Origin of the sequence: Lentzea cavernae, from assembly GCF_014653695.1 — a bacterium.
Classification (GTDB): domain Bacteria; phylum Actinomycetota; class Actinomycetes; order Mycobacteriales; family Pseudonocardiaceae; genus Lentzea; species Lentzea cavernae.
The window spans coordinates 19,581-46,324 of the sequence record NZ_BNAR01000003.1; the positions used below are offsets into that span (position 1 = coordinate 19,581).

A 26,744-nucleotide genomic window follows, 5' to 3' on the forward strand; every position below is an offset into this window, starting at 1 on the left:
ATCCGGTAAGTCATAGCTTCAGCCCCTTGATCGCCTCTTCGGCGATCCGGCGGGCCTTGATCGACTGCTTCTGGTTGCTCGTGACCACGACAGCGGCGTCGCTCTTCGCCACGGCGTAGACGACGCCGCTGTCGTCGTTCACGTACCCTCCGGTCCACCCGGTGGGCGAGTTCGCGGGCTGTGAACCGTCCGGCGCCGCCTCGTTCACGATTTTCTTCGCTATACCAGCGTCGCCCACGTACACCCTCACGGTCAGCTGGATCTCCGTCGCGTTGGCGTAGAAGAAGCATGCCGGGTGAGGTTCGTCCGTTGACAGTTTCACCTTCGGCACGAGCTGACCGTTGGCCTGCGCGACATAACTGGTCGCCAGGTACGGGCACGTGCCGTCTTTCGCGGGCTTGGGCGCCGGCGGCACCGTCGCAGCCGCGCTGGTCGAGGTGGTGACCTGCTGGCGTTGGTCCGCCGGCACCGGCGAGGCCTGACCGCCGACCGTGCCGCACGCGGCGAGGACACCGAGCAGGGGCAGCAACAGTGCTCGTTTCATAGGGGCAACAGTCAACCAGATACGCGAAGCGGCTCACGCGGCACACTCAAATTGGTCCATACCTTTAGTGCCCTGCCCCCTGCCACCGCGCCCCGGAAGGACGTTGAACCATGGAGTTCCTGGAGCAACGACGAGAGCACGCCCTGGCGCTGTTCCGCATCATCATCGGTCTGTTCTTCGTGTTCCACGGGGTCCAGAAGATCTCGAAGGGAACCGAACTGCTCTCCTGGCCGGGCGGCCCCATGAGCCTCATCGAACTGGTGGGCGGTGGACTCGTCCTCATCGGCCTCTGGACGCGCTGGGCCGCCCTCATCAGCTCCGGCGCCATGGCCTACGCCTACTTCGTGGTCCACCAGCCCAAGGGCCTCCTGCCCATCCAGAACGGCGGCGAACTGGCAGCCGTCTACTCCTGGGCCTTCCTCCTGCTGGTCTTCACGGGCGCCGGCGCGTGGAGCATCGACCACCTCCGCAACAAATCCGCGAAGAAATCACTCGCCAACGCCTAGCCCCAGCCAGAACGCACAAAAGCCCGCTCCCAACGCCGCGAGCGGGCTTTGGCATTGAACGAAAGCCGATGGACCGCCTGATGGGCCACCGATGCCGAAGGCGAGGAGGCCCGGGGGTCCGGGGGCGGAGCCCGCCGGCTGGGGTCTGGGGGCTCGGCCCCCAGAAAACACTTCGGGCCGAGGAGGTCTGCGCTTTCTGCAGACACTCCTCGGCCCGAGGAACGAATATGGAGACGAGGGGAATCGAACCCCTAACCCCCGCCTTGCAAAGGCGGTGCTCTGCCAATTGAGCTACGTCCCCAAGCCTGATGGGTGGTGAACCACCCGTCAGAGCGAAGATCAGTCGGTGGGGGCGGTGGCCTCGCGCCACAGGTCCGCGTCGGCCTTGGCCGAACGGTTGCGCTTCACGAAGAACAGGACCGCACCGGCGACCACGACGAGTGCGATGATCTTCTTAGCCACTCTGAACCCCTCCAAAGACGGTTATGCCCCGACCTACCGGACCAGCCTACAGGCTTTGTGGGTCTTCAGCCGGGGCTCCGGAACGCACGTCCGGATCAGAATCAAGATGGTGATTCGAGAGAGTTTCGAATCGAGTGGGCCTAGGAGGACTTGAACCTCCGACCTCTTCATTATCAGTGAAGCGCTCTAACCGCCTGAGCTATAGGCCCTCGATCAACTATCACCCGCTCGGGGCGACGAGGAGAACCTTACAGGATCGTCCTCGCCGCTCCCAAATCGGGGGTCACTCACGCTCGGAGAGCGTCAACTCCAAGCCACCGGCCAGGTCCGCGGACACGTTGTAGACGAACGCGCCCACGGTCGCGAGGGCCGTGAACAGCACGATGTTGACGGCACCGATGATCGCCGAGACGCCGAACACGCGGCCGGCACTGATCAGCGGTTCGCCGGGCTCGTTGGCCTGGAGCAGGTCGTTCGCGGTGCTGTTGATCTTGTCCCAGACGCCCATGCCGTGCAGCACGCCGTAGAGCACGCCGACCGCCACGAGCCAGACGAAGAACAGCGCGACGCCGAGCACCAGGGCGAGCTTGAGCACCGACCACGGGTCGACGCGCTTCACCTGCAGCGAGGCGCGGCGCGGGCCGCGGCCGGGACGGCGGGCCGACGGGGTGGACGCGGCAGGGCGAGCACCGCTGCCCATGTTCACCGACGTGCGGCTGCTGCCGAGGCCTGCGGGCACTGCCGAGCCCGTGACCACGGGCTTCTGCACCTTGACGGTGTCCGGGTCGGTCGACGGGAACGCCGGCGCGGGCTCGGAGGCCGGAACCGGCGGCGCGGCCGGAGCCGTGTACGTCTCGGTCGCCTCGTGGTGCGAGGCTTCCGTGTCGTTCGTCACTCGCTGCCAGGGCGGCGGTGCCGAGACGACGACCGGCTCGTCCGCGGTGGGCGCCGGGGCGGCGGCCTGGGCGGACGGCGCCGGCGTGCTCAGGGAGACCGTCTTCTCCTCGACCGGAGCGGCCGAAGCGGCCGGCGCGGGAGAAGCAGCCGGCGCGGCCGGGGCCGGTGCCGGAGTGGCGGCGGCGGGTGCCGCCGGCTTCTCCTTGGTCTCCGCGGCGGCAGGAGCGGCGGCTTCCGCCGCCTTCTCCGCCGACACGGGCTTGGTCTTGTCCTGCGCGGTTCCACCCGAGGAACCGGAGGCCGCCGCTGCCGAATCCGCCTTCTCCGCAGCCTTCTGCGCGGACTTCTGGGGAGTCGGTTTGGTGATCACCGCGGTTTTGTCCGCGTCCCGACCTTCGCGGTTCTCGGGTGGAGTCACGAGCTTGTCCTTGACCTCTCGCTAGCGATTCCGGCTACTCGGCCGAGTCGGTGGGGGTGGCTGCCTCGTCGACGGCAGAGTCCTCCGCGACAGACGTCTCACCGATAGTGACGTCGACGGCCTCATCCGCGTTGCGTGCGACGGCGATCAAAGTGGTGCTTTCGCCGAGGTTCATCAGCCGCACGCCCTTCGTCTGCCGTCCAGCCTTGCGCACCTGCTCGGCTCGGGTCCTGATGACCCCGCCGCTCGAGGTGATGGCGTAGAGCTCGTCGTCCACGTCGACGATGAGCGCTCCGACAAGCCTGCCACGTCGGCGGTCGTGCTGAATGGTCAGCACACCCTTGCCACCGCGACCCTGGACCGGGTAGTCCTCGATCGGCGTTCGCTTCGAGTACCCACCGTCCGTCGCGACCAAAACGAAGAGCCCCTCCTGGACGACGCCGACGGAGAGCAGCTCGTCATCGGCGTTGAACCGCATGCCCTGCACGCCTGACGTGGCACGACCCATGGGGCGCAGCACGTCGTCGGTCGCGTGGAAGCGGATCGACTGGCCGTCCGCGGAGACCATGAGCAGGTCGTCATCGGCCGAGCACAGCACGGCTCCGACCAGCTCGTCGTCCTCACGCAGGTTGATGCCGATTAGTCCACCCGATCGGTTGGAATCGAAGTCCGACAACTTGGACTTCTTGACCAAACCCTTGCGGGTGGCGAGGACGAGGTACGGCGACACGTCGTAGTTCTTGATCTGGATGACCTGCGCGATCTCCTCGTCCGGCTGGAACGCGAGGAGGTTCGCGACGTGCTGGCCGCGGGCGTTGCGGTTCGCCTCGGGCAGTTCGTACGCCTTCGTGCGGTACACACGGCCCTTGTTCGTGAAGAACAGGATCCAGTCGTGCGTGGAGCACACGAAGAAGTGCGCGACGATGTCGTCCTGCTTGAGCTGGGCGCCCTGGACGCCCTTGCCGCCGCGCTTCTGCGCCCGGTAGAGGTCGGTCTTGGTGCGCTTCGCGTAGCCGGTGCGCGTGATCGTGACGACCACGTCCTCGACCGCGATCAGGTCCTCCATGGACACGTCGCCGTCGAACGGGATGATCTTCGTGCGGCGGTCGTCGCCGAACTTGTCCACGATCGCCGTGAGCTCGTCGCGCACGATCTTGCGCTGGCGCTCCGGCTTTTCGAGGATGTCCTTGAGGTCGGCGATCTCGACCTCGATCTCGGCCAGCTGGTCGATGATCTTCTGGCGCTCCAGGGCCGCGAGGCGGCGGAGCTGCATCTCCAGGATCGCGTTGGCCTGGACCTCGTCGACGTCGAGGAGCTCCATCAGGCCCGTGCGCGCGATGTCCGGCGTCTCGGACCGGCGGATCAACGCGATGACGGCGTCGAGCTGGTCGAGCGCCTTCACGAGTCCGCGCAGGATGTGCGCGCGCTCTTCGGCCTTGCGCAGGCGGAACTTCGTCCGCCGGACGATGACCTCGATCTGGTGCTTCATGTAGTGCCGGATCATCTGGTCGATCCGCAGCGTGCGGGGCACGCCGTCGACCAGCGCCAGCATGTTCACACCGAACGAGTACTGCAGCTGGGTGTGCTTGTAGAGGTTGTTCAGCACGACCTTCGCCACCGCGTCGCGCTTGAGCGTGACCACGATGCGCATGCCGATGCGGCGGTTCGACTCGTCGGCGATGTTCGCGATGCCGGTGAGCTTGGCGTCGCGCACGAGCGAGGCGATGTTCTCGACCAGGTTGTCCGGGTTGACCTGGTACGGCAGCTCGGTGACGACGAGGATCGTGCGGCCCTTGGTGTCCTCGTCCATCTCGACGACCGCGCGCATGCGGACCGAGCCGCGGCCGGTGCGGTACGCGTCCTCGATGCCGGAGGTGCCGAGGATCTGGCCGTACGTCGGGAAGTCCGGGCCCTTGATCCGGGCGATCGTCGCCTCGAGGGTCTCCTCGTCGGAGGCCTCGTGGTTGTCGAGCGCCCACACCACGGCGTCCGCCACCTCGCGGAGGTTGTGCGGCGGGATGTTGGTCGCCATGCCGACCGCGATGCCCGAGCTGCCGTTGATCAGCAGGTTCGGGATGCGCGACGGGAGGACGACCGGCTCCTGGATGCGGCCGTCGTAGTTGTCGCGGAAGTCGACGGTCTCTTCCTCGATGTCGGCCAGCATGTGCATGGCCAACGGGGAGAGCCGGCACTCGGTGTACCTCATGGCGGCAGCCGGGTCGTTGCCCGGCGAGCCGAAGTTGCCCTGGCCCTGGATCAACGGGTAGCGCAGCGCCCACGGCTGGGCGAGACGCACCAACGCGTCGTAGATCGCCGAGTCGCCGTGCGGGTGGTAGTTGCCCATCACGTCGCCGACGACGCGCGCGCACTTGTTGAAGCCGCGGTCGGGGCGGAAGCCGGAGTCGAACATCGAGTACAGGACACGGACGTGCACGGGCTTGAGCCCGTCGCGCACGTCCGGCAGCGCACGACCCACGATGACGGACATCGCGTAGTTGATGTACGAGTTCTGCATCTCCTGCTGGATCTCGACCGGCTCGATGCGGTCGTGCTGCGGGGGCAGAGTCGTCTCGCTCACTGTTCTCTTTCCTTCTCGCCAGAAACGCCAGGATGCCTAGGGATCGAGTTCGAACTCAGATGTCGAGGAACTTGATGCTCTTGGCGTTGCGGGTGATGAACGAACGGCGTGCTTCGACGTCCTCGCCCATGAGCACGCTGAACAGCTCGTCGGCGGTGGCCGCGTCGTCCATGGTGACCTGGCGCAGGATTCGGTTGGCCGGGTCCATCGTGGTCTCCCACAGCTCCTCGGCGTTCATCTCGCCGAGACCCTTGTACCGCTGGATGTTGTCGTCCTTGCCGAGCCGCTTGCCGCCCTCGAGGCCTGCCTTGATCACGGCGTCGCGCTCGCGGTCGGAGTAGACGTACTCCGGCTCCGCGCGCTGCCACTTGATCTTGTAGAGCGGCGGCTGCGCGAGGTACACGTGGTTGTGCTCGATGAGCGGCTGCATGAAGCGGAACAGCAGCGTGAGCAGCAGCGTGCGGATGTGCTGGCCGTCGACGTCGGCGTCGGCCATCAGCACGATCTTGTGGTAGCGCAGCTTGGAGAGGTCGAACTCGTCGTGGATGCCGGTGCCGAGCGCCGTGATCAGCGACTGGACCTCGGTGTTCTTGAGGACGCGGTCGATGCGCGCCTTCTCCACGTTGATGATCTTGCCGCGGATCGGCAGGATGGCCTGGTACATGGAGTCCCGGCCCTCCTTGGCCGAGCCACCCGCGGAGTCGCCCTCGACGATGTAGAGCTCGCAGCGCTCCGGCTCGGTCGAGCGGCAGTCCTTGAGCTTGCCGGGCAGGCCGCCGATGTCCAGCGCGCCCTTGCGGCGCACCAGCTCGCGGGCCTTGCGGGCGGCGATGCGGGCCTGCGCCGACGACACCGACTTGGTGACGATGGTCTTGGCCTCGTTGGGGTGGCGCTCGAACCAGTCGGCCAGGTGCTCGTTCGTCGACTTCTGCACGAACGACTTCGCCTCGCTGTTGCCCAGCTTGGTCTTCGTCTGGCCCTCGAACTGGGGCTCCTTGAGCTTCACCGAGATGATCGCCGCGAGCCCCTCGCGGATGTCGTCACCGGTGAGGTTCGTGTCCTTCTCCTTGAGGAGCTTCTTCTCGCGCGCGTACTCGTTGACGACTCGCGTCAGCGCGGCGCGGAAGCCCTCCTCGTGCGTGCCGCCCTCGTGCGTGTTGATCGTGTTCGCGAACGTGTAGACCGACGCCGTGTAGCCGGTGTTCCACTGCATCGCGATCTCGACCTGCAGGTCGTCGCCCTGCACCTCGAAGCCGATCACCTTCTGGTGCACGGCCTCGCGCGTGTGGTTGATGTGGCGGACGAAGTCCTCCAGACCACCGGGGTAGTGGAAGACGCGCTCCTTCACCGCGGCCTTGTGGCCCTCGGCGTCGGCTTCCTCGTCCTCCGGCGAGACCCGCTCGTCGCGCAGGATGATCGTGATCCCCTTGTTGAGGAACGCCATCTCCTGCAGGCGGCGTGCGATCGTCTCGACGTTGTACTCGGTCGTCTCGAAGATGTCCGGGTCGGCCCAGAACGTGACGGTGGTGCCCGTCTCCGTCGTGGGCTCGCCCTTGCGCAGCTCGTGCGCGGGCTTGGAGCCCTCGTAGCGCTGGGTCCAGACGTGACCCGCGTTCTTGATCTCCAGGTCGACGGCGGTGGACAGCGCGTTCACCACGGAGATGCCGACGCCGTGCAGACCGCCGGACACCGCGTAGGAGTCGCTGTCGAACTTGCCGCCCGCGTGCAGCTTGGTCATGACGACCTCGACCGTCGGCACGCCCTCGACGGGGTGGATGCCGGTCGGGATGCCGCGGCCGTCGTCGATCACCCGGATGCCGCCGTTGGCCAGCAGGGTGACGTCGACCGTCGTCGCGTAGCCGGCCATCGCCTCGTCGACCGAGTTGTCCACGACCTCCTGGACCAGGTGGTGCAGACCGCGCTCGCCTGTCGAGCCGATGTACATGCCCGGCCTCTTGCGCACTGCCTCGAGACCCTCGAGGACGGTGATCGAGGACGCGTCGTACTCATTCTTCTTAGCTGACACGGGCCTGGAGTCTCCTCGCTGATGCGGGCAGGGCCCGCACGGTGTTCCCCGACTGCTGGGATGGTGACGCTCTACCCGTGATTCTACCGGGGCACCCCGACAGAACGGGGGCAAGGACACCTTTGATTCGGTCACAGAGCGCCTCAAGGCGCTCAAGACGGGTCAGGACGGCTGAAAAGGGGGTTCAAATCCGCTGGTGAACGCTCATTGAGCCACAGAATCGCCGCTGAGCCCTTGACAGGACCTCACCCGTAGGTGTCACGCGGGCCGCGCCCAGGCGCGTGCCTGGGGCCGTGTCGCCAGCTCGGAGCGTCCGGTCCCTTGATCTTGAGCTTCTTGACGACGCCGTTGCCCACGCCCGCGGCGATCCGCTTGATCAGCTCGCGCTGCAGGAGGCGCAGCTGGGTGGCCCACGCCGTCGACGACGCCTGGACCGTCAGTTCCCCGTCACTGAGCGCGATCGGTTTCGCGTGCTCGGCGACGTCCTCCCCCACCAGTTTCGCCCAGCGACCGAAGACCTGGCCACCCTGGAGCTGCTCGACCCAGCCGCGGTCCGCCGCGATCCTGGACGCGATCCGCCCGAGCGGCTGGGGGTCGCGGTCGTCCGGCCCGGCACCCGACCAGCGACGCCGACTGCGGTTGACCGGACGGCCCTTCGACTTGCTCCCCGGCACCCGTCCGCGGGCCTTCGCGCTCGCCTTCGCCGCCTCCAGAGCGGCCCTGGCGAGGTCCGAACCCTTCAGTGGCTCACCCTCAGGTGTGAATGAACCTGTGGACAAGTCGGGTTTTGTGACGGAGTTATCCACACCATCCACAGACTTGTCCCCAGATGTGTGGGCGGACACACCCGATCGAGCTACATATGGGGGCTTCGAACCCCCAGAGTCAGCCTCTGGGTCAGACACGCCGCACCTCCCCGCCGTGGACCTCGAACCGAGCACCGCTCAGCTCGTCGGGAACGTCCTCCGCCACCGCCGCGGTGATCAGCACCTGCTCGGCGGCGGCCGCCACCTTGGCCAGCTGCTGCCGCCGGCCGCGGTCCAGTTCCGCGAAGACATCGTCCAGCACGAGCACCGGTTCGATGCCGTCGACACGCATCAGCTCGTACCCGCCCAGCCTCAGGGCGAGCGCGAAAGACCATGACTCTCCGTGACTGGCGTAGCCCTTCGCGGGGAGCTCACCGAGCGTCAGGTCCAGGTCGTCGCGGTGGGGACCGACGAGGCACACTCCGCGTTCGATCTCCTGCCGCCGCACCCGGTCGAGCTCGGCGAGCAGCAGGTCCTCGATGCTCTCCCGGTCCTCCGGCAGGTCGCCGACGCTCGACCGGTACGAGATGAGCGCCGGACGCGACTCCGGAGCGACCTCCGCGTACGCCGAGGTCACGTGGTCCGCCATGTCGCGGACCAGCTTCAACCGCGCGGCCAGCAGTTCCGCGCCGTGCTGGGCGAGGTGCCCGTCCCAGACGTCGAGCGTCGAGAGATCCGCCGACCGCGAGTGCTTCACCGTCTTCAACAACGCGCTGCGCTGCTTCAACACGCGGTCGTAGTCGCTGCGCACACCTGCGTACCGCGGCGCGCGCAACACCAGCATCTCGTCGAGGAACCTCCGCCGGTCGCTCGGATCGCCTCTCACGAGAGAGAGGTCCTCCGGTGCGAACAACACGGTGCGCAGGATCCCGAGCACGTCGCGCGGCCGGGGCACCGGACCGCGGTTGATCCGCGCCCGGTTCGACTTGCCGGCCGTGATCTCCAGTTCGACGAGCAGCTCGCGGTCGTCGTTGACCACGGCCGTGCGCACCACGGCGCGCTGGGCGCCGTGCCGGATCAGCGGCGCGTCGCTGGACACGCGGTGCGAGCCCAGCGTCGCCACGTACCCGATCGCCTCGACCAGGTTCGTCTTCCCCTGGCCGTTGCGGCCGACGAGCACCGACGCTCCGGGCTCGAGCTCCAGGTCGGCGAGCTCCCAGGAACGGAAGTCGCTGACCTGGAGGTGTCTGACGTGCACTCGCTAGCCCTGGGTGCTGCCGCCGCCGGACGACGGTCCGGCGAGGTGTACCGAGTGGCCACCGAACTGGTTGCGCAGCGCGGCGACCGCACGCATGGCGGGCGAGTCCTCCTGCCGCGACTGGAACCGCGCGAAGAGCGCCGCGGAGATCACCGGGAGCGGCACCGCGTTGTTGATGCCCTCCTCGACGGTCCACCGGCCCTCGCCCGAGTCCTCGACGTACCCGCGCAGGTCGTCGAGCTCCGGGTCGGACTCCAGCGCGCGCACCAGCAGGTCGAGCAGCCACGACCGCACGACGGTTCCGCGCTGCCAGGCCGAGATCACGGCCGGCACGTTGTCCACGACGTCGGTCTTGTCGAGCAGCTCGAAGCCCTCGGCGTACGCCTGCATCAGGCCGTACTCGATGCCGTTGTGGACCATCTTCGAGTAGTGGCCGGCGCCGACCTTGCCCGCGTGCGCGAAACCTTCTTCACGCGGACCCTCCGGACGCAGCGCGTCGAAGATCGGCATGGCCTGCTCGACGTGCTTCGCGTCGCCGCCGACCATCAGCGCGTAGCCGTTCTCCAGGCCCCACACACCGCCGGAGACGCCGCAGTCGACGTAGCCGATCTCCTTCTCCGCCAACAGGTCCGCGTGGATCCGGTCGTCGGTGAACTTGGAGTTGCCGCCGTCGACCACCAGGTCGCCCGGCTCCAGCAGTTCGGACAGCTCCTTCACGGTGTTCCGGGTGATGTCGCCCGCGGGCACCATCACCCACACCACGCGAGGCGTCTGGAGCTTGGACACCATGTCCGCCAACGACTCCGAGTCGGTGACCTCGGGGTTGCGGTCGTAGCCGATCACCTCGTGACCGGCACGGCGCACCCGCTCGCGCATGTTGAAACCCATCTTGCCGAGGCCGACGAGTCCGAGCTGCACGGTGTTCTCCCCTACGTTCTTGCGGTACCCGGTAAGGGTTTTCTCAGCCGGGAAGGCGAACGGGCATGAGCAGGTACAGGTAGCCCGGCGCCACGTTCCCATCCTCGTCCACCGGCTTCAGCAATGCCGGTCGGCTGGGTGTGGTGAAGGACAAGTGGACTTTCTGCGTGCGGACGGCACCGAGTCCGTCGAGCAGGTAGCCCGGGTTGAACGCGATGGTGACCGCGTCGCCGGTGTACTCGACCGGGAGCTCCTCCTCGGCCGAACCCTCGTCGTCGCCGCCGGCGGACAGGCGCAGGCCGCCGTCCACGAACTCGAGGCGCACCTGGGTGCCGCGCTCGGCGACGAGCGACACGCGCTTGATCGCCTGCTGCAGGGCGTCGATGTCGATGATCGCCGCGGCCGAGTGCTCGGAGGGCAGCAGCTGACGGTACTTCGGGAAGTCGGCGTCGAGCAGGCGGGTGGTGGTCCGCTTGCCGGAGCCGGACAGGCCGAGCAGTCCGTCGTTGGCCGCGAGCGACATCTCGACCTTGGCGCCGGACGAGCCGAGCGTCTTGGCCGCGTCGCCCAGGGTGCGCGCCGGGACGAGGACCGCGACCTCGCCGAGGGACGCGTCGGGCTCCCACGGGAACTCGCGCATCGCGAGGCGGAACCGGTCGGTGGCGACGAGCGTCAGCTTGCCCTCGCCGATCTCGACGCGGACGCCGGTCAGCATCGGGAGCGTGTCGTCCTTGCCGGCCGCGACGGCGACCTGGCTGACGGCCTCACCGAAGACCTCGCCGGGGAGCTCACCGATGAGCTGCGGCATCGACGGGAGCGCCGGGTAGTCCTCGACCGGCATCGTCGGGAGGCTGAACCTGGCGCTGCCGCAGCTGATCATCATGCGAGCGCCGTCGACCGCGATCTCGACGGGGTGGTTCGGGAGCGCCTTGGTGATGTCGGCGAGAAGACGCCCGGAGACCAGGGCGCGGCCGCCGTCCGCGATCGTCGCCGGGACACCGACCTGGGCCGAGACCTCGTAGTCGAACCCGGAGACCGTCAGCGAGTCGTCGGACTCCGCGTCGAGCAGCACGCCGCCCAGCACCGGAACCGGTGGACGGGACGGAAGGCTGCGAGCGACCCAGGCGACGGCGTCGGCCAGGCCGTCGCGTTCGACGCGGATCTTCATGAGGCGTCCTTTCCTCGACAGTCGACAAGCCCAACCACGACAACGTGCCAGTGGGGGTTAGGGAGCCTCGTCCCTCGGCAACCCGAGGTGCGGAGCAACCACGTTAGAGCGTCCTGGCCCTTCCCGTCACTTCGGGGTTCGGGCACCGATCCCCGGGAACCATCCACCGCTGTTTTGCTTTTGAGTTCTTCCTAGAAGAGATCAAACAGCAGTAACAGTAAGGGTTGTGGATTGTGGGGACAGGCGTTAAACCTGCAGGTCAAGGTGTCACCCACCATGTGGACTAGCGGGGGATGGCACCCGGGGACAGATCGGCGCACCCGGGGACAGCCAGTTGTGCACAGGTCTCGGTCCACAGATCGTCCACAGTTGTCCCCGGGTGCGTCCCCGGGTGCGGGCCAGTTGTACCCGGGTGTTCAACAGGCTTCTGTGGCCAGATCGTGGCCGGGGCCACAGACTTTTCCAGTTGTCCCCACCCCTTCGAGTGCCGGGGGCGAACAGAAAGCTTCGCCGCGCGGCCGATCGGGCCTCGTCTACCCGGGTACGTGCGCGGCGCGTGGTGGTGATTGGAGCCGCACGTACTGATGCAGTCCCATCGCCTCGCACGAGTCGTCCCCGGGTGTCGGCCGTCGAGCCGCGACCGCGCGCCCGGGTGCTCCCCCTCCGTCCGGCCGTCCCGTCCCCGGGCGCCGGGGTCCGGCCGGGGGCACCGTCGTGGGCGGACGAAAAAGGGGCCCTCCGCGGTGGAGGACCCCTTCGTTGCTACCCGGGTGGATCAGGGAGTGTGGCGGGCGCGCTGCTTGATGCGCGACGTCAGCTCCTGCACCTGGTCGTAGATGCGCCGGCGCTCGGCCATCTCCTTGCGGATCTTCTTGTCCGCGTGCATGACCGTCGTGTGGTCGCGGCCGCCGAACGTCTGGCCGATCTTCGGCAGCGACAGGTCCGTCAGCTCGCGGCACAGGTACATGGAGATCTGACGTGCCTGCGCAAGCGCTTTCGTCTTGCCGGGGCCGCACAGGTCGTCGATCGAGACCCCGAAGAACTCGGCGGTGACCGCCATGATCATCGGTGCGGTGATCTCCGGCGCGTGCGAGTCCGGGATGAGGTCGCGGAGCACGATCTCGGCGAGCTGGATGTCGACCGGCTGGCGGTTGAGCGACGCGAACGCCGTGACGCGGATGAGCGCGCCCTCGAGCTCGCGGATGTTGCGTTCTATGCGGGAGGCGATGAACTCCAGCACGTCCGCCGGGGCCGCGAGCCGGTCCTGGGCCGCCTTCTTGCGGAGGATCGCGATCCGCGTCTCCAGCTCCGGCGGCTGGATGTCCGTGATCAGGCCCCACTCGAACCGCGTGCGCAGGCGGTCCTCCAGCGTCTCCAGCCGCTTGGGCGGCCGGTCGCTCGACACCACGATCTGCTTGTTCGTGTTGTGGAGCGTGTTGAACGTGTGGAAGAACTCCTCCTGCGTGCCTTCCTTGCCCTCCAGGAACTGGATGTCGTCGACGAGGAGCACGTCGATGTCCCGGTAGCGGCGCTGGAAGGCGACCTTGCGGTCGTCGCGCAGCGAGTTGATGAAGTCGTTGGTGAACTCCTCGGTCGACACGTACCGCACGCGCATGCCGGGGAACAGGCGCTGGGCGTAGTGCCCGACGGCGTGCAGCAGGTGCGTCTTGCCGAGGCCGCTCTCACCCCAGATGAAGAGCGGGTTGTACGCACGGGCCGGAGCCTCGGCCACCGCGACGGCCGCGGCGTGCGCGAACCGGTTCGAGGCGCCGATGACGAACGTGTCGAAGTTGTACTTCTCGTTCAGCCTCGTCTGCGACGGCGACGGGTTCGCGGGCCGCGTGTACGGGAGGTTCGAGTTCGGTGTCGTGCCCACCGCCGCGTTCGCGGTGTTGAAGGTCGGCCAGATCTCGGTGACGGCGGCGAGCGCGTCGCCGGCCTCGTCGACCTCTTCTTCCGAGCCGTCCGGGTTCAGGCCCTCGTCCGTGATCACGGAGCCGGGCGTGTCGCCGACCGGGATCGCCGGGACGACCGGCGGCACGGGCTGGACCTGCGCGGCCTGCAGCGCGTGGACCGGGATCGGCGTGGTGGGCGGGCTCACGACGGGACTCACCGGTTCCGGCGAGTCGACCTTCACCGCGAGGGAGACCGAGCGGCCCAGCCTGCGGGAGAGCGCCGCGGTGATCGGGTCGCGCAGTGCGCGTTCGATCGCTTCCTTCGCGAAGTCACTGGGAGCAGCGAGCAGTGCCGTTCCATCCAGCAAACCGATCGGACGGGTGACCCTCATCCACGCGCGCTGCTGGGGGGACAGGTGGCTGGTCGCCAGTTCCTGCACCACCTCGGCCCACACGAGACCAAGATCGACCTGCTGGTTCGACACCTCCGCGCTCCCCTCCCCTCCGCCGGAGCCAAAGACTCCACATGTGGACACGGAGAATAGAGGTATCCACAGAGTTATCCACAACTGTGCACTAAAAGGTGCGTTGTGTTGCCGGTCGGTGGCGGCTCCCACGCCAGCCCCGGCATGCGCGAAGGACGAACGGTAACAAGGCCCGGCACGCCTCACAAGACGTGGCCTCGGCCACCCCGATTTGGTCGCCGCACCCGGGCATGCGTACCCTCAGACGAGTCTCCCGCTTGCGACGGGCGCCTTTCGCGCGCCTACGTCCACTGCCGTCGGGGACAACCACAAGGCTTTGTCAGCAGTGAAGCACCGGGAGACCGACCGTGAGCAAGGGTAAGCGCACCTTCCAGCCCAACAACCGCCGCCGCGCGAAGACGCACGGCTTCCGGCTGCGCATGCGGACCCGTGCCGGCCGCGCCATTCTGGCCGCGCGCCGCAGCAAGGGCCGTGCCACTCTGTCCGCCTGACAGCGGCTGGTAAGCGCAGCGTCGTCGTGCTCCCACCGGCCGCCCGGCTCACCCGCAGCCAGGACTTCGGCCTGGTGGTCCGCCGAGGCCGCCGCGCCGGACGACCCCGGTTGGTCGTCCACGTCTTGAAGCCCGACGTGCCCACCTTGGATTCGTCCAAGGTGGGCTTCGTCGTGAGCAAGGCAGTTGGCAACTCGGTGGTCCGCCACCGCGTCTACCGCCGCCTGCGCCACGTCGTGCGTCCCGCCTTGGCAGAGATGCCGCCGGGAACTCTCGTCGTGGTCAGGGCGTTGGCACCAGCAGCCGAGGCGTCGAGCTCCGAGCTCGCCGCCGATTTCTCCTCTGCCCTGCGCAAGGTGCTGCGATGACCACGTTGCCCGCGAAGGTCGCGCTGCTGCCGGTGCACTTCTACCGGAAGTTCATCTCGCCGCTGCTGCCACCGACCTGTCGCTTCTACCCCAGCTGCAGCGCATACGCGGTGGAGGCGTTGACCGTCCACGGTGCGTTGCGAGGAACCTGGCTGACCATCCGCCGGTTGCTGCGCTGCGGACCCTGGCACCCTGGAGGCCTGGACCCCGTTCCGCCGAGGCGGCAGGTCCCCGACGTATCCACCGAGGAGTAGCTCCCGTGCTCAACTTCATCTACTACCCGGTGTCCTTCATCTTGTGGTGTTGGCACTGGGTGTTCGGCAAGGTCTTCGGTGAGTCGAGCGGCTTCGCCTGGGCGCTGGCCGTCATCTTCCTGGTCTTCACGCTCCGCGCCATCCTCTTCAAGCCGTTCGTCGGCCAGGTGCGCTCCATGCGAAAGATGCAGGAGTTCGCGCCGGAGATGCAGAAGCTCAAGAAGAAGTACCCGAACGACCGCCAGCGCCAGGCGCAGGAGATGCAGAAGCTGCAGTCCGAGCACGGCGTCAACCCGCTCGGCGGCTGCCTGCCGATGCTGGTGCAGATCCCGGTGTTCATCGGTCTGTTCCACGTGCTGCGCTCGTTCAAGCCCGGCTGGGGCGAGGTCTACTTCTTCGACAAGCAGGGCGTCGACTCGTTCGTCAACGCCAAGCTCTTCGGCACGAACCTCTCGACGTTCATCACCATGCCGGCCGACCAGCTCGCGACGTACGGCACCGAGCGCCTGAACGTCATCCTGCTGTCGGTGCCGCTGATGATCGTGGCGTCCATCGCGACCCACTTCACCGCGCGCCACTCGGTCGCCCGCCAGAACGCCGCGGCGCTCGACAACCCGCAGACCGCCATCATGAACAAGCTGACGCTCTGGATCTTCCCCCTGGGCGTCCTCGCCGGCGGCTTCTTCTTCCCGGTCGCGATCCTGCTGTACTGGCTGTCCAACAACGCGTGGACCCTCGGCCAGCAGCACTTCGTCTACAAGCGCATCGACGCCGAGGAGGAGGAGAAGAAGGCCACGGTCGTCGAGACCCGCCAGGCCCTCGCTCCGAAGCCGGGCGCGAAGCCGGTCAACCCGAAGAAGCCCGCACCGGGAGCCAAGCCGGCCAACGGCGCCAAGCGCATGCCGACCGCGGGCCCGTCCGGCGCGCCGAAGGCCCCTTCCACGGACGCTGCCGCCAACGGCAACTCCAACACCGAGATCCCCGGCCTGACCCCAGGCCGATCCACCAGCAAGAAGCCGGGCAGCAAGAAGCGCCGCTGATTTCGGGCGTTGCCCCGGAGAGGAGACATCGTGTCGGAGACCTTGCAGGCGACCGACGACGTGGAGGCGTCGTCGGAGGCCGCAGCCGAGTCCGAGACCACGGCAGAGGCTGAGCCGCAGTCGCAGAGCAAGACCGAGGACCTGCTCGTCCAGGAAGGCGACATCGCGGGCGACTACCTCGAGCGCCTGCTCGACCTGCTCGACTACGACGGCGACATCGACCTGGACGTGGAGAGCGGCCGGGCCATCGTCAGCATCGACGGCGGCGAGGACCTCGCCAAGCTGGTGGGCCCCCGAGGCAACGTCCTCGAGTCGCTGCAGGAACTCACCCGCCTCGCAGTCCAGCAGGAAACGGGAGTCCGCTCCCGCCTCATGCTCGACATCGCCCAGTGGCGCGCGGGCCGCCGCGCCGAACTGGCGGAGATGGGCCGCACCACCGCAGAGAAGGTGGCCGCCTCGGGCGAGCGCGCCCGCCTGCACCCCATGACCCCGTTCGAGCGCAAGGTCGTCCACGACGCCGTCGCCTCGGTCGCCGGTGTGCACAGCGAGAGCGAGGGTGAGGAACCGCAGCGGCGGGTCATCATCTTCCCCAAGCCGTAACCGGCACTGCTCCACCTCACGGCCCCTGGTTCCCACCGGAACCAGGGGCCGTTTGCTGTGCGGGGCACAGTGGGCTCTGCGGTGAGGGAAGGGGACACGGAGTGCGGGCGGGTTCAGAGACGAAGGAGGCGAAGAGAGGCGGCGCGGTGTTTCGGAGACGAGGACGTAGCTGAACGGGCGGTCCTGCCTGCGGCCACCAACCCGCTGCCGTCACCATCAACCCGCCACGCGCTCGCCACCGATCCCACTTGTCCGACCGCCCCGCTTAACGGACTGGTGCGTGCTTGCCCGTCGCCAGTCGCCCCGCTCAGCGCCTACCGCCAAGCCCTGCCGCCCGCCGCTCAAAGCCCGCCGTCCTCTACCCGCCTGCGGCCCTCCGCCCATCCGCTGCATCTCGCCACCGACCCGCGGCCCGCCGTGCGTCACCGCCGACCGTCCACCAGCCCGTCCCTTGCCGCAGCCCGCTCCCCCGCGACCCACTCGACGTTCCACGTGAAACCGACTACCCCCGCGCCGCCCACCAAGCAGCCAGCCACTCCTTCTGCGCCTCCGTGTCCGGCACCGGAAACCCGCGAGCCGCCGAGATCAACCGCCACGCCTCCCCCGGCTCGACCCCCTCCATCCCCAACAGCAACCCGGCCAACAACGACGACCGCCCGATCCCCGCCCAGCAGTGGAACACCACATGAGCCCCACTCCGGTACAACGCGTGGAGCGGCTCAACGGCGGCCACCGCCAACGCCACATCAGGCACCGACTGGTCCGGGATCGGGAAGCAGACGTACCGCAGCCCGGCGGCCACCACCGCCCGCTCCTGATCCACGAGGTCGCATTCGACCCGTTCCTCGTCGGTCTGAGCGGACACCAGCACGTCCACGCCGAGCCGGCGCAACTCGGCCAGCTTCCCCTCCAGGAACCGCCCGCCGGCCGGGTGGGACATCGTCGAGACCTTGCCGGGACCGTTCCAGGCGACGGTGTGGAGAGGCGATTTCAACTTTCCCCCAAGTTTCACGTGAAACGGCGCTCAGGATTTGGCGGAGCGCCGGGTCGATCCGTCATGATGGTGCCCTGGCATTCGCCAGCTTTTCCACCGGCCGCTCGAACGTCGCCGCCGCGTGGTTTCACGTGAAACGCTCACGGACGGAGAACATGGCCGGGGAGTTGCCCGACAACGCGAAGCTCGTCTTCGGGGAGCACGTTGATCGTGCCGCCGAGTTCGTCAGGCTCCTGGAGGAGCACGGCGTCGAGCGTGGACTCATCGGTCCCCGCGAGGTCGACAAGATTTGGGAACGGCACGTGCTCAACTCGGCGGTGATCGAGGAGCTGTTCCAGCAGAACGAGCGCGTCGTTGATGTGGGTTCCGGAGCTGGGTTGCCGGGGGTGCCGCTCGCGATCGCGCGGCCCGATCTGAGGATCACGCTTCTCGAGCCGATGGCGCGGCGCATCGCGTGGCTCGAGGAGGTCAAGGATCGGCTGGGCCTCGACAACGTGACGGTCCTCCGCGGGCGTGCGGAGGAAGGGCCGGTGCGCGCGCAGTTGAAGAACTGCGACGTGGCCACGGCACGGGCGGTGGCGCCGCTCGAGAAGCTGACGAAGTGGTGCCTGCCGCTTCTCAAGGGTGGCGGGCGGATGGTGGCGCTCAAGGGCGAGCGCGCGGTAGAAGAGCTTGAACGCGACGGTGCCGCGGTGGCCAAGGCCGGGGGCGCCAACCCCCGTGTCGTCGTCGTGGGAGCGGACGTACTTGAGGTGCCTACGACGGTGCTCATCGTCGAGCGCCAGACGCGGAGGGAACGGTGAGCGTGTACCCCGAGTTCCACGCGGCCGATGTTCCACGTGAAACGCAGCCCTCCAAACACAAAGCCAAGCCGACCAACAACGGAGATGACAGCGCCGTGGTGTGGACCCCGATTGCAGAAGAGGCGGCTCGTGCGGCAAGTGTGCTGCACCCCGACGAGTCACTGCTCCCCCGCCCGACCCATCGCCGGGTGATGACCGTCGCCAACCAGAAGGGTGGCGTCGGCAAGACCACGAGCACGGTGAACCTCGCCGCGGCGCTCGCGATCCACGGGCTCAAGGTGCTCGTGATCGACCTCGACCCGCAGGGCAACGCCAGCACGGCGCTCTCCGTCGAGCACCGCAGCGGGACGCCGAGCGTCTACGAGGTGCTGCTCGGCGAGATCTCCATCGCCGAGGCGGCTCAGGTCAGCCCGACGTCGCCGAACCTCTTCTGCGTGCCCGCGACGATCGACCTCGCCGGCGCCGAGATCGAGCTCGTCTCGATGGTGGCCCGTGAGTCGCGGCTCCAGGAGGCGCTCTCCCCCGAGGCGCTCGACCAGCTGCAGCCCGACTACGTCTTCATCGACTGCCCGCCGAGCCTCGGGCTGCTGACCGTCAACGCGATGGTCGCCGCCCAGGAGGTGCTGATCCCGATCCAGTGCGAGTACTACGCGCTGGAGGGACTGAGCCAGCTCATTCGCAACATCGAGCTCGTGCAGCAGCACCTCAACCCGGACCTCGCGATCTCCACGATCCTGCTCACGATGTACGACGGCCGCACGAAGCTCGCGGACCAGGTGACCAGTGAGGTGCGCGGCCACTTCGGCGACGTCGCCCTCAAGACCGTGATCCCGCGCAGCGTGAAGGTCTCGGAAGCGCCAGGATTCGGGCAGACGGTGCTGACGTACGACCCGGGTTCGCGCGGGTCGATGAGCTACCTCGACGCTGCCAAGGAGATCGCGATTCGCGGGGCCAAGAGGGAGGGCGCATGACGGAGCAGCGCAAGGGCGGACTCGGGCGCGGTCTGGCCGCACTCATCCCCCAGGGTCCGCCGATCGGTGCGCCCAGCGTCCGGACCGCCGGAACGGTCGGCCAGACCGGCACGAGGACCCAGACCCTCCAGTCGACCGGTGAGGTCGCGGGGGCGGTGTACCGCGAGATCGCGGTGACCGCGATCCGCACGAACGCGAAGCAGCCGCGCCAGGTGTTCGACCAGGACGCGATCGACGAGCTCTCGTTCTCCATCAAGGAGTTCGGGCTCATGCAGCCGGTCGTGGTCCGCGAGCTGACCGCGGACACGTTCGAACTCGTCATGGGCGAGCGCCGGTGGCGTGCCACGCAGCAGGCCGGGCTCAAGACGATCCCGGCGATCGTGCGGCAGACCGCCGACGACGTCATGCTGCGCGACGCGTTGCTGGAGAACATCCACCGCGTCCAGCTCAACCCCCTCGAAGAGGCGGCGGCCTACCAGCAGCTGCTCGAGGAGTTCGGTGTCACGCACGAGCAGCTCGCCGACCGCATCGGCCGCAGCCGCCCCGTCGTCACGAACACCATCCGGCTGCTGAAGCTCCCCCTCCCCGTTCAGCGACGGGTCGCCGCGGGCGTGCTGAGCGCCGGCCACGCGCGCGCACTCCTCGGTCTGGACGACGCGGGCATGCAGGAGGAGCTGGCGGCACGGATCATCGCCGAGGGCATGTCGGTCCGCGCGACCGAAGAAGCGGTCACCGTCGCCAAGAACGAGAAGCCGAAGAAGGAGAAGGCCGCCCCGCGCAAGCAGCTGCACGCGCCCGGTCTGCAGGAGCTCGCCGAGCGCCTCTCCGACAACTTCGACACCCGCGTGAAGGTCGAACTCGGGCAGCGGAAGGGTCGGATCGTCGTCGAATTCGGGTCAGTTGATGATCTTCAACGGATCATCGGCATGATGAGCCCGGAAACGACAATTCGGACATCGGAGTAGGCCCATAGGATCACCCACGGGCCTTATGTCACGGTGACGATGACGCCCCGCATCCATTTGGATACGGGGCGTCACCTATTTGAAGATCAGCCGACGCTGATCTTCGTGACCGTCAGCCCGCCGATTTCGACGACCTGACCGCCGCCGAACGAGCGACGGGTGGTCTCCCCGTCCGCTTCCGCGTACTCGACCCATCCGTAGTTGGCGTCGTCGGGATTGATGCTCGACACCCGAGGCAGGTCGACCCCGAGAGTGCCGGCGTCGCCGTAGCAGTTCGTCCGCTGCGCGCCGGACCCGTCCACCCAGTGGATCTTCACGCCGTCGCCCGCCGAGCAGTCGGTCTGCTCGATCGCGAACGCCGGCGTGGCCATGCAGAAAGTCGTCGCCACCGCGGCGGCGAACGTGAGCATGCGCAAGTTGTCCCCCCTTGATCAACCTTCAACGCCAGTGTGTCGGCACGCGCACCCGAGGCAAGCATTTTCGGCGCAAACAAAAAGTGCGGCACCGAGAAGCTCGGCACCGCACTTTCGAGAGAAGAACTTCAGCGAGCGACAGCCCGCTCGACCAACCCGGCGTAGATCTCACCCAACGACTGCCCCGCCGCCTCGACGGCCATCGGCAGGAGCGACGTCTCGGTCAGCCCCGGCGACACGTTCACCTCGAGGAAGTAGACGGTCCCGTCCTCGGCCACGACGGCGTCGGTCCGCGACACGTCCCGCAGCCCGAGCAACCGGTGTGCCGCGACCGCGAGCTCCCCCACCGCCTTGGCGGCGGTGGCGTCCAGCCGGGCCGGCGCGTGGAAGTCGGTCAGCCCCGCGGTGTACCGAGCCGTGTAGTCGTAGACGCCGCTCTCCGGAACGATCTCGACGGCCGGCAGTGCGTACGGACCCTCCGGTCCGTCGACGACGGCCACCGCCACCTCCACCCCGGAGATGAACTGCTCGGCCAGCACGGTGTCCCCGTACGCGAGGCACCCGACCATCGCCGGCGGCAGTTCGGCGGCGTCACGGACGACCTGAGCGCCCAGCGCCGACCCGCCCTGGTCCGGCTTCAGCATCAACGGCAGCCCCAGCGTCGAGACCATCGCGTCGAGCACCGGCTTGGCACCCAGCTCCCGGAACGTCGCGTGCGGCAGCACGATCCACTCCGGCGTCGCCAGCCCGGCACGGGCCAGCTCGGCCTTGGCGGTCGGCTTGTCCCACGCCCGGCGGCACGCCCGCGAGTCCGTGCCCACGTACGGCACGCCGAACATCTCGAGGATCGCCTGCACCGACCCGTTCTCGCCCTCGCCGCCGTGCAGCGCGACGACGACGGCGTCCGGGCGTGAGGACTGCAGGCGAGAGAGCAACGAGGCGTCGGCGTCCCACTCCTCCACCGTCAGGCCCACCGACCGCAGGGCAGCCGACAGACGGCGGCCGGAGCGGATCGAGACCTCGCGTTCGTGGGAGAGCCCACCGGACAGCACAGCGACCATGCGGTCAGCCACAGCAAAACTCCAAGGATCAGGCGGTGTCGGGCGACGGGGTCTGCGGACCGGACAGCTGACGGCCCGGCGTCGCCCCGAACGTCGCTGCCAGCTGCATCTCTTCCTCGATGACGTTCGCCAGGCGGCGGACGCCCTCCCGGATGCGCTCGGGCGTCGGGTAGCAGTACGAGATCCTCAGCTGGCGAGAGCCGAAGCCGTCCGCGTAGAAGCCGGTACCGGACGCGTACGCCACACGGGCCGTCACGGCGCGGGGCAGCATCGCCTTCGTGTCGATGCCCTCCGGCACCGTCACCCAGACGTAGAAGCCGCCATCCGGAATGTTCCACGTGGAACCTTGCGGCATGTGCTGCTCGAGGGCCGAGATGGCCGCGTCGCGCCGTTCCCGGTACGCCTCGCGGTAGGTCTTGATCTGACCCTTCCAGTCCTGGGTCGACAGGTACCGGGACACGATCATCTGGTTCAGCGTGGGCGGGCACAGCGTGGCCGACTCGGCCGCCAGCACCAGCTTCTCGCGCACGGCGTGCGGCGCCAGCACCCAGCCGACCCGCAGACCGGCCGCGAACGTCTTGGAGAACGAGCCGAGGTACACCACGTTGTCCGGGTCCATCGACCGCAGCGCCGGGTACGTCTGGCCGTCGAAGCCCAGCAGCCCGTACGGGTTGTCCTCCACGACCAGCACGCCGTACGACCGGCAGATCTCCAGGATCTCGGCCCGCCGCGACACCGCCAGCGTCACGCCGGCCGGATTGTGGAAGTTCGGGATCGTGTAGAGGAACTTGACCCGCTGACCAGCGCGCTTGCAGGCTTCGAGTGCCTCTCGCAGCAGCGACGGCACGAGCCCGTCAGCGTCCATGGCCACGTGCACGACCTTCGCCTGGTACGCCGTGAACGACCCGAGGGCACCCACATAAGAAGGCCCCTCGGCGATCACCACGTCACCGGGGTCGCAGAAGATCCGGGTGACCATGTCGAGGCCCATCTGCGAGCCCACGGTCACCACCACGTCGTCCGGGTGGCCGTTGATGCCCTCCAGCGCCATGACGTCGCAGATCTGCTCGCGCAGCAACGGGACACCGTGCGCCGAGCCGTACTGCAGGGCCACCAGGCCCTCGGACGCGACGAGCTGGCCGATCTCCGCGGACAGCGATTCCAGCGGCAACGCGGCGAGGTGCGGCATGCCGCCGGCCAGCGAGACGACCTCGGGGCGGGACGCCACTGCGAAGAGTGCCCGGATCTCCGATGCCGTCATCCCTGCCGTGCGCGCTGCGTAGCGGCGGAGGTGGGGATCAAGGCTTCTGGGGCCCTGCTTGGCTGGCTGACCGGGCATCGTCATGGGGACTCCTGTATGGGAAATGTCCCGAGCGAGTGTAACCGTCGTCCCGTTCAGGGCACGCGCCTTCCGGGTTCCGTCACATTCGCCTACCCTCGTATGGGTTCGCTTTGTGTGTTAACGGGTGGAGGTCGGGGTGTCCCGTCGCGTCGTAGGCGTCACGCTGGACAACCTGGAGCATCTCTCCAAGCACAGCAGAACGTGCGTCTTCTGGGAGTTGGCTCCTCACCTGCGTGAACAGGCAGAGGAATACGGCGACACCGAGTTCGAGAAGGAAGCCTGGGTTTCCAACGTCCTGCTCGAATGGGGTTCGTGCGGTCGCATCATCTACTGCGACGGCATCCCCGCCGGTTCGGTGTTCTACGCACCACCGGCCGCGGTTCCGCGCAGCTCCGCCTTCCCCACCTCCCCGGTGAGCCCGGACGCCGTCCTCATGACGTCGCTGGACGTGCTGCCGGAGTTCCGAGGGGGCGGACTCGCGCGCGTGCTCGTGCAGGCCGTGGCGAAGGATCTGACGCGTCGTGGCGTGAAGGCCATCGAGGCGTTCGGCGACATGCGCCCGGACGACGAGGCGGCCAGTTGCGTCACGCCGGCCGACTTCCTGACGAGCGTCGGCTTCAAGACCGTGCGGCCGCACCCCCGCTGGCCCCGGTTGCGCATGGAGCTCCGCAGCTCCATCACCTGGAAGGAAGACGTGGAGGCCGCCCTGGAGCGCCTTCTCAACAGCGTCACCGTCTCGACGGCGGAACCCAGCTTCCGCCCGGTCTAGTACACCGAAAAGGGCCCCCTCGCAGCGAGCGAGGGGGCCCTTTTCGTCAGTCTGATCAGCTCTTCGACATCTCGTACCGCAGCAGGTCGTTGAACGTGAACGTGCCCGTCGGCTGGTCGTCCTTGCCCAGCAGGTACAGGCGCTTCACGGCCACGAGGATGCCCTCGGCCACGATGTCGCGGAAACCGGGCGTCGCCAGGCGAGCGCGGTCCTCGGCGTTCGTCAGGTAGCCCACCTCGACGCGGACGGCCGTGCAGCGGGTGAGCCGCAGCAGTTCCCACGTCTTGGGGTGCGAACCGCAGCTCGACATCGTCGTGCGGGCGGTGACCTCACGCTGGATGAACCCGGCCAGCGCCTCACCGACCGTGGACGACGTGCCGTTGCCCGTGCCGTAGTGGAACGTGGCCACGCCCTGCGCGTTCGGCGACGAGTTGCCGTCGCTGTGCAGCGACAGGATCAGGTCGGCGCCCGCCTCGTTCGCGAACCGCGCGCGCTCCTGCTCGTCCGGGCAGTTGTCGGGGCCGCGCGTGAGCAGGGCCTCCATGCCGGTGGCGGCCATCTTGCCCTCGAGGCGGCGGGCCAGGTCGAGCATCAGGTCGGACTCGGACAGCCCGTTCACGACAACGCCGCGGTCCTCGCCGCCGTGGCCGGGGTCGATCACGATCCGCTTGCCGGACAGGCGTGAACCGGCACCGCGGAGCCGTTCCTGCTCGCGCAGGAGCTGCGGGCGGCCGCCGCGGACCTTCGGCTGGAGCTGGCGCAACGCGCGCACCGTGTCGGGACCGCACATGCCGTCCACGATCAGGCCGTAGTCGCGCTGGAAGTTCTTCAGCGCCTGCTCGGTCTGCTGGCCGAACACACCGTTGGAGCGGCCGACGTCGTAACCGAGCTCCAGCAGGCGTTCCTGCAGCATCAGCACGTCGTCACCGGTCGTCGGCTGCGACATCAGGAACGCGAGCGGCCGGTCCCCCAACCGGAACGTCGCGTCGCGGAGCGATCGGTAGGTCGCCGGCCCGACGATGCCATCGATGATCAGCCCCCGCTGCTGCTGGAACGCGCGCACGGCGTGCTCGACCTGCTGGTCGAACACCGGCGGCGCCTGTGGGTCGGCCGGCGGAAGCAGTCCGAGCCTGGTCACGATCGACCGGATCTCGGCAACATCACTTCCGACGTCCCCGCGGCGGAGCAGCTGCATGCACCCTCGCTCGACTAGGGCACCGAACTCGGTCGGCGCGTCAGTTGGGAAGTCTTCATTGTGCCCTGTACCGCAGAGTGATCGATGCAGGGCTACTCGCAGTCGCCCCGAGATCACCGCCTCGGCACCAAAACGAACGTGACCCGCTCGTCTTATCGATAGACGGGCGGGCCACGTTGCGCGTTGCAAAGGAATTATTGGCCCATGCAAACTTCTCGGCTCAGGCCAGGACGTCCGACAGGTCCTTCAGCAGCGCCGCCTTGGGCTTCGCGCCGACGATCTGCTTCACCGGACGGCCGCCCTGGAACAGGATCAGCGTCGGCACGGACATGATCTGGTAGTCGCGGGCGATCGACGGGTTGGCGTCGATGTCGACCTTGGCGACGGTGATCTTCTCGCCGTGCTCGGCCGCGATCTCCTCCAGCACCGGCGCAACCATCTTGCACGGGCCGCACCAGGTCGCCCAGAAGTCGACCAGCACGGGCTTCTCGCTGGTCAGCACGTCGTCCGCGAACGACTTGTCGGTCACCGTGACGGTGGCGCCTGCCATGTTGCTCTCCCTAAAACGTCTCGCAGAAGGAACTTCAGATGCTCTTGCCGTAGCCGCCACCGACGGCCTCGGCGGCGATCTCGGCCTGCTCGGTGCCGTGCTCGGCGAGCCACCGCTCCGCGTCGATCGCGGCGCTGCAGCCGGAACCGGCGGCCGTGATCGCCTGACGGTATTCGTGGTCGACGAGGTCGCCGGCGGCGAACACCCCGTCCAGGTTCGTGTAGGAGGACTTGTCCTTCGTCAGGACGTACCCCTCCTCGTCCAGGTCCACCTGGCCCTTGACCAGCGCCGAGCGCGGGTCGTGGCCGATCGCGAGGAAGAAACCGGTGACGGGCAGCTCGGACTCGGCGCCGGTCTGGGTGTCCTTGACCTTGATCGACGACACCGTGCCGTCACCCAGCACGTCGGTGACCTGCGTGTTCAGCTGCCACTTGATCTTCTCGTTGGCGCGGGCGCGCTCCAGCATGACCTTCGAGGCGCGGAACTCCTCACGGCGGTGGATGACCGTCACGGACTTGGCGAACCGCGTGAGGAACGTCGCCTCCTCCATGGCCGTGTCGCCGCCGCCGACCACCGCGATGTCGTGGTCGCGGAAGAAGAACCCGTCGCACGTCGCACAGGCGGACACACCGCGGCCGAGCAGCTCCTGCTCACCGGGGATGTTCAGGTAACGAGCCGCGGCGCCCATCGCGAGGATGACGGCCTTGGCCTCGTACTCGACGCCGTTAGCGACGACCTTCTTGATCTCCCCGGTCAGCTCGACCGACTCGACGTCCTCGGCGCGCAGCTCCGCGCCGAAGCGGATGGCCTGCTCGCGCATCTGCTCCATGAGCTCGGGGCCCATGATGCCGTCGCGGAAGCCCGGGTAGTTCTCGACCTCGGTCGTCGTCATGAGGGCGCCGCCGTACTGCGATCCCTCGAAGACCAGGGGCTCCAGCTGCGCGCGCGCCGCGTAGACCGCCGCGGTGTACCCCGCCGGTCCCGATCCAATGATGATCACGTTGCGCACGCTCACGGCTCTGCAACT

Annotated in this window: 26 protein-coding genes, 2 tRNA genes and 1 pseudogene; 10 read left to right on the plus strand and 19 right to left on the minus strand. The window is 68.0% G+C overall.

Annotation, left to right across the window (positions count from 1 at the left end; genetic code table 11):
• Window positions 1-10 precede the first annotated feature (10 nt).
• A complete protein-coding gene (locus IE307_RS10105; RefSeq protein ID WP_191297656.1) occupies window positions 11-544 on the minus strand; it encodes a DUF2020 domain-containing protein in 534 nt (177 codons plus the stop codon).
• A gap of 110 nt (window positions 545-654) precedes the next feature.
• On the opposite strand from IE307_RS10105, the gene IE307_RS10110 reads away from it, so the two are divergent.
• A complete protein-coding gene (locus tag IE307_RS10110; protein ID WP_191297657.1) occupies window positions 655-1,050 on the plus strand; it encodes a DoxX family protein in 396 nt (131 codons plus the stop codon).
• 228 nt (window positions 1,051-1,278) lie between these two features.
• Here the strand turns inward: IE307_RS10110 and IE307_RS10115 are convergent.
• The 11 genes and pseudogenes from IE307_RS10115 to dnaA form a co-directional block, all read right to left on the minus strand.
• Window positions 1,279-1,351 (minus strand) — tRNA-Ala (locus IE307_RS10115).
• 41 nt (window positions 1,352-1,392) lie between these two features.
• A pseudogene (locus IE307_RS46665) lies at window positions 1,393-1,512 on the minus strand (DLW-39 family protein); the annotation flags it as partial.
• 135 nt (window positions 1,513-1,647) lie between these two features.
• Window positions 1,648-1,721, minus strand: a tRNA-Ile gene (locus IE307_RS10120).
• Between the two features lie 74 nt (window positions 1,722-1,795).
• Window positions 1,796-2,500, minus strand: a complete 705-nt coding sequence (locus IE307_RS47600) for a DUF3566 domain-containing protein (RefSeq protein ID WP_191298322.1) — start codon at window positions 2,498-2,500, stop codon at window positions 1,796-1,798.
• 361 nt (window positions 2,501-2,861) lie between these two features.
• Complete coding sequence (gene gyrA, locus IE307_RS10130) at window positions 2,862-5,405, minus strand: DNA gyrase subunit A (RefSeq protein ID WP_191297658.1); 2,544 nt, start codon at window positions 5,403-5,405, stop codon at window positions 2,862-2,864.
• 55 nt (window positions 5,406-5,460) lie between these two features.
• The gene (gene gyrB, locus IE307_RS10135; protein WP_191297659.1) at window positions 5,461-7,431 is read right to left on the minus strand and encodes a DNA topoisomerase (ATP-hydrolyzing) subunit B; all 1,971 of its coding nucleotides are present in this window, start codon (window positions 7,429-7,431) and stop codon (window positions 5,461-5,463) included.
• 245 nt (window positions 7,432-7,676) lie between these two features.
• Complete coding sequence (locus tag IE307_RS10140; protein WP_229904585.1) at window positions 7,677-8,210, minus strand: DciA family protein; 534 nt, start codon at window positions 8,208-8,210, stop codon at window positions 7,677-7,679.
• A 118-nt stretch (window positions 8,211-8,328) separates the two neighbouring features.
• A complete protein-coding gene (recF, locus tag IE307_RS10145; RefSeq protein ID WP_191297660.1) occupies window positions 8,329-9,435 on the minus strand; it encodes a DNA replication/repair protein RecF in 1,107 nt (368 codons plus the stop codon).
• A gap of 3 nt (window positions 9,436-9,438) precedes the next feature.
• Window positions 9,439-10,353 (minus strand): phosphogluconate dehydrogenase (NAD(+)-dependent, decarboxylating), encoded by a 915-nt coding sequence (gene gnd / locus IE307_RS10150; protein WP_268250354.1) that lies wholly within the window; start codon window positions 10,351-10,353, stop codon window positions 9,439-9,441.
• A 43-nt stretch (window positions 10,354-10,396) separates the two neighbouring features.
• Complete coding sequence (gene dnaN / locus IE307_RS10155; protein WP_191297662.1) at window positions 10,397-11,521, minus strand: DNA polymerase III subunit beta; 1,125 nt, start codon at window positions 11,519-11,521, stop codon at window positions 10,397-10,399.
• Between the two features lie 775 nt (window positions 11,522-12,296).
• Window positions 12,297-13,901 carry a chromosomal replication initiator protein DnaA gene (dnaA, locus tag IE307_RS10160; RefSeq protein ID WP_191297663.1) on the minus strand — a complete coding sequence of 535 codons (1,605 nt, stop codon included), beginning with the start codon at window positions 13,899-13,901 and terminating at the stop codon, window positions 12,297-12,299.
• A gap of 347 nt (window positions 13,902-14,248) precedes the next feature.
• Between dnaA and rpmH the strand changes: the two genes are divergently transcribed.
• The 5 genes from rpmH to IE307_RS10185 all read left to right on the plus strand — a co-directional run bounded on the left by rpmH (window position 14,249) and on the right by IE307_RS10185 (window position 16,654).
• Window positions 14,249-14,392, plus strand: coding sequence for a 50S ribosomal protein L34 (gene rpmH / locus IE307_RS10165; RefSeq protein ID WP_030465619.1), 144 nt, complete (start codon window positions 14,249-14,251; stop codon window positions 14,390-14,392).
• Between the two features lie 74 nt (window positions 14,393-14,466).
• The gene (gene rnpA / locus IE307_RS10170) at window positions 14,467-14,760 is read left to right on the plus strand and encodes a ribonuclease P protein component (protein ID WP_342768719.1); all 294 of its coding nucleotides are present in this window, start codon (window positions 14,467-14,469) and stop codon (window positions 14,758-14,760) included.
• On the plus strand, window positions 14,757-15,014 hold the full coding sequence (yidD, locus tag IE307_RS10175; RefSeq protein ID WP_030480223.1) for a membrane protein insertion efficiency factor YidD: 258 nt from the start codon (window positions 14,757-14,759) through the stop codon (window positions 15,012-15,014). Before rnpA ends, yidD begins: the two co-directional genes overlap by 4 nt.
• A gap of 5 nt (window positions 15,015-15,019) precedes the next feature.
• On the plus strand, window positions 15,020-16,054 hold the full coding sequence (yidC, locus tag IE307_RS10180; protein WP_191297664.1) for a membrane protein insertase YidC: 1,035 nt from the start codon (window positions 15,020-15,022) through the stop codon (window positions 16,052-16,054).
• 30 nt (window positions 16,055-16,084) lie between these two features.
• The gene (locus IE307_RS10185; RefSeq protein ID WP_191297665.1) at window positions 16,085-16,654 is read left to right on the plus strand and encodes a Jag family protein; all 570 of its coding nucleotides are present in this window, start codon (window positions 16,085-16,087) and stop codon (window positions 16,652-16,654) included.
• 502 nt (window positions 16,655-17,156) lie between these two features.
• On the opposite strand, the gene IE307_RS10190 is transcribed toward IE307_RS10185, so the two are convergent.
• A complete protein-coding gene (locus tag IE307_RS10190) occupies window positions 17,157-17,648 on the minus strand; it encodes a protein-tyrosine phosphatase family protein (RefSeq protein WP_229904586.1) in 492 nt (163 codons plus the stop codon).
• Between the two features lie 155 nt (window positions 17,649-17,803).
• Between IE307_RS10190 and rsmG the strand changes: the two genes are divergently transcribed.
• The 3 genes from rsmG (at window position 17,804) to IE307_RS10205 (ending at window position 20,387) form a co-directional block, all read left to right on the plus strand.
• Window positions 17,804-18,451, plus strand: coding sequence for a 16S rRNA (guanine(527)-N(7))-methyltransferase RsmG (gene rsmG, locus IE307_RS10195; RefSeq protein WP_191298325.1), 648 nt, complete (start codon window positions 17,804-17,806; stop codon window positions 18,449-18,451).
• Between the two features lie 95 nt (window positions 18,452-18,546).
• Window positions 18,547-19,422: a ParA family protein gene (locus tag IE307_RS10200; protein ID WP_229904687.1), complete on the plus strand. Its 876-nt coding sequence runs from the start codon at window positions 18,547-18,549 to the stop codon at window positions 19,420-19,422.
• Window positions 19,419-20,387 carry a ParB/RepB/Spo0J family partition protein gene (locus IE307_RS10205; protein ID WP_191297667.1) on the plus strand — a complete coding sequence of 323 codons (969 nt, stop codon included), beginning with the start codon at window positions 19,419-19,421 and terminating at the stop codon, window positions 20,385-20,387. The genes IE307_RS10200 and IE307_RS10205 overlap by 4 nt, the downstream gene beginning before the upstream one ends.
• A gap of 86 nt (window positions 20,388-20,473) precedes the next feature.
• Here the strand turns inward: IE307_RS10205 and IE307_RS10210 are convergent, their stop codons facing one another.
• From IE307_RS10210 to IE307_RS10220, 3 genes are all read right to left on the minus strand, one after another.
• Window positions 20,474-20,797, minus strand: a complete 324-nt coding sequence (locus IE307_RS10210) for a hypothetical protein (protein ID WP_191297668.1) — start codon at window positions 20,795-20,797, stop codon at window positions 20,474-20,476.
• A gap of 131 nt (window positions 20,798-20,928) precedes the next feature.
• On the minus strand, window positions 20,929-21,873 hold the full coding sequence (locus tag IE307_RS10215; protein WP_191297669.1) for a D-alanine--D-alanine ligase family protein: 945 nt from the start codon (window positions 21,871-21,873) through the stop codon (window positions 20,929-20,931).
• A 16-nt stretch (window positions 21,874-21,889) separates the two neighbouring features.
• Window positions 21,890-23,206 (minus strand): aminotransferase-like domain-containing protein, encoded by a 1,317-nt coding sequence (locus IE307_RS10220; RefSeq protein ID WP_191297670.1) that lies wholly within the window; start codon window positions 23,204-23,206, stop codon window positions 21,890-21,892.
• A 133-nt stretch (window positions 23,207-23,339) separates the two neighbouring features.
• On the opposite strand from IE307_RS10220, the gene IE307_RS10225 reads away from it, so the two are divergent.
• Window positions 23,340-23,972 (plus strand): GNAT family N-acetyltransferase, encoded by a 633-nt coding sequence (locus tag IE307_RS10225; RefSeq protein WP_191297671.1) that lies wholly within the window; start codon window positions 23,340-23,342, stop codon window positions 23,970-23,972.
• A 55-nt stretch (window positions 23,973-24,027) separates the two neighbouring features.
• Here the strand turns inward: IE307_RS10225 and IE307_RS10230 are convergent, their stop codons facing one another.
• From IE307_RS10230 to trxB, 3 genes are all read right to left on the minus strand, one after another.
• Window positions 24,028-25,167 (minus strand): N-acetylmuramoyl-L-alanine amidase, encoded by a 1,140-nt coding sequence (locus IE307_RS10230; RefSeq protein WP_191297672.1) that lies wholly within the window; start codon window positions 25,165-25,167, stop codon window positions 24,028-24,030.
• Window positions 25,168-25,387: 220 nt separating this feature from the next.
• Window positions 25,388-25,717, minus strand: coding sequence for a thioredoxin (trxA, locus tag IE307_RS10235; RefSeq protein WP_191297673.1), 330 nt, complete (start codon window positions 25,715-25,717; stop codon window positions 25,388-25,390).
• 34 nt (window positions 25,718-25,751) lie between these two features.
• The gene (gene trxB, locus IE307_RS10240; protein ID WP_229904688.1) at window positions 25,752-26,726 is read right to left on the minus strand and encodes a thioredoxin-disulfide reductase; all 975 of its coding nucleotides are present in this window, start codon (window positions 26,724-26,726) and stop codon (window positions 25,752-25,754) included.
• Between the last annotated feature and the right edge of the window lie 18 nt (window positions 26,727-26,744).